Consider the following 1,583-nt stretch of genomic DNA (forward strand, 5'->3'; position numbering starts at 1 on the left):
ACGCAGCGAAGGAGTCCTTCACGGCACAACGCCGGCACCCGCGGGGGGTCAGTGTGTGTCGAGGGCGGAGCGGAGGTCGGCCAGGAGGTCGTGCGGGTCCTCGATGCCGACCGACAGGCGGACCAGGGACGGGGGCACCTGGAGGGTCGAGTCGGCGACGCTGGCGTGCGTCATCCGGCCCGGGTGCTCGACCAGCGACTCGACACCGCCCAGCGACTCCGCGAGGACGAACAACTTCGTGGCCGCGGCCGTGTCCAGCGCGGCCTGTTCGCCGTCGACGTGGGTGAACGACACCATGCCGCCGAAGCGCCGCATCTGCTTGGCCGCCAGCGCGTGCCCCGGGTGTTCGGCCAGCCCCGGGTAGTACACGCGGTCCACCTTCGGATGCACCGACAGTGCCTCGGCGATCAGCTCGGCGTTGGCGCAGTGACGTTCCATCCGCACGGCGAGCGTCTTCAGCCCGCGCAGGGTCAGCCAGGCGTCGAACGCGCCGGGCACCGCGCCCGCCGAGTTCCGGAGGAAGAACAACTGCTCGCGCAGCTCGTCGGAGTGGGTCATCACCGCGCCGCCGACGACGTCCGAGTGGCCGCCGAGGTACTTGGTGGTGGAGTGCACCACCACGTCCGCCCCGAGTTCCAGCGGTGTCTGCAGGTACGGGGTCGCGAAGGTGTTGTCCACGACCACGCGGGCGCCGCTGACATGGGCGATCTCGGACAACGCGCCGATGTCGGCGATCCCGAGCAACGGGTTGGTGGGCGACTCGCACCAGATCAGCTTGGTCTCCGGGCGGATCGCGGAGCGGACCTCGTCCAGGTCGGACAGGGACGCGACGCTGTAGTGGATGCCCCACCCGGTCAGCACCTTGTCGATGAGCCGGAAGGTGCCGCCGTAGACGTCGTTGCCGAGCACCAGGTGATCACCCGGACGCAGCGCCGTCCGCAACACCGCGTCGCTGGCGGCCATCCCGGAGGAGAAGGCCAGCGCGTGCCGACCGCCCTCCAGGGCGGCCAGCGCCTCCTCCAGCGCGCTCCGGGTCGGGTTGGCCGTACGCGAGTACTCGTAGTCCCCCTCGCGGGTACCGCCCACCCCGTCCTGTGCGTAGGTGGAGGTCTGGTAGATCGGCACGATGACCGACCCGGTGCGGGGATCGGGCTCCTGACCGGCGTGGATGGCGCGCGTCTCGAAGCCGTAGTCGGCGGGGTCTGCAACCATGCCCACAGCCTACGGCGGGCCCCCGGCACACGCCGCCGTGGATCGGCGAACCGGGCCCGACACACGACGGGCCGTGGAGCGACGGCTCACCCGTTCCGTCACCCCACGGCCCCGTGGCGCCGGGTCAGACCCGTCACGCCTGCGAGATCACCACCGGCGTCGCACCACTGCGGCGGCTCACCACTGCGGCGGCTGGCCCGGCTGCTGCCCGAATCCGCCCTGCTGTTGCTGCTGCGGCGGCTGCCCGTACTGGCTGGGCTGCCCGGGCTGGGCGAACCCGCCACTGCCCGGGTACTGACCGCCCGGCTGGGGCTGCCCGAACTGCCCCGGCTGGCCGTACAGTCCCGGCTGCCCGAACTGGCCCGGCTGCC

General features: G+C 72.0%; 1 protein-coding gene and 1 pseudogene. Both read right to left on the minus strand.

Going from position 1 to position 1,583, the window contains the following annotated elements:
* Positions 1-48: 48 nt before the first annotated feature.
* Positions 49-1,212 (minus strand): cystathionine gamma-synthase, encoded by a 1,164-nt coding sequence (locus SACPADRAFT_RS0216390; RefSeq protein WP_007023328.1) that lies wholly within the window; start codon positions 1,210-1,212, stop codon positions 49-51.
* Between the two features lie 177 nt (positions 1,213-1,389).
* Positions 1,390-1,583 (minus strand): annotated as a pseudogene (locus tag SACPADRAFT_RS30000) (hypothetical protein); the annotation flags it as partial.

Origin of the sequence: Saccharomonospora iraqiensis subsp. paurometabolica YIM 90007, assembly GCF_000231035.2 — a bacterium.
Taxonomy (GTDB): domain Bacteria; phylum Actinomycetota; class Actinomycetes; order Mycobacteriales; family Pseudonocardiaceae; genus Saccharomonospora; species Saccharomonospora paurometabolica.

Bases quoted from the DNA above. Each gene is read 5' to 3' on its own strand.
- SACPADRAFT_RS0216390 (WP_007023328.1), bottom strand. From the start codon at position 1,212: ATGGTTGCAGACCCCGCCGACTACGGCTTCGAGACGCGCGCCATCCAC.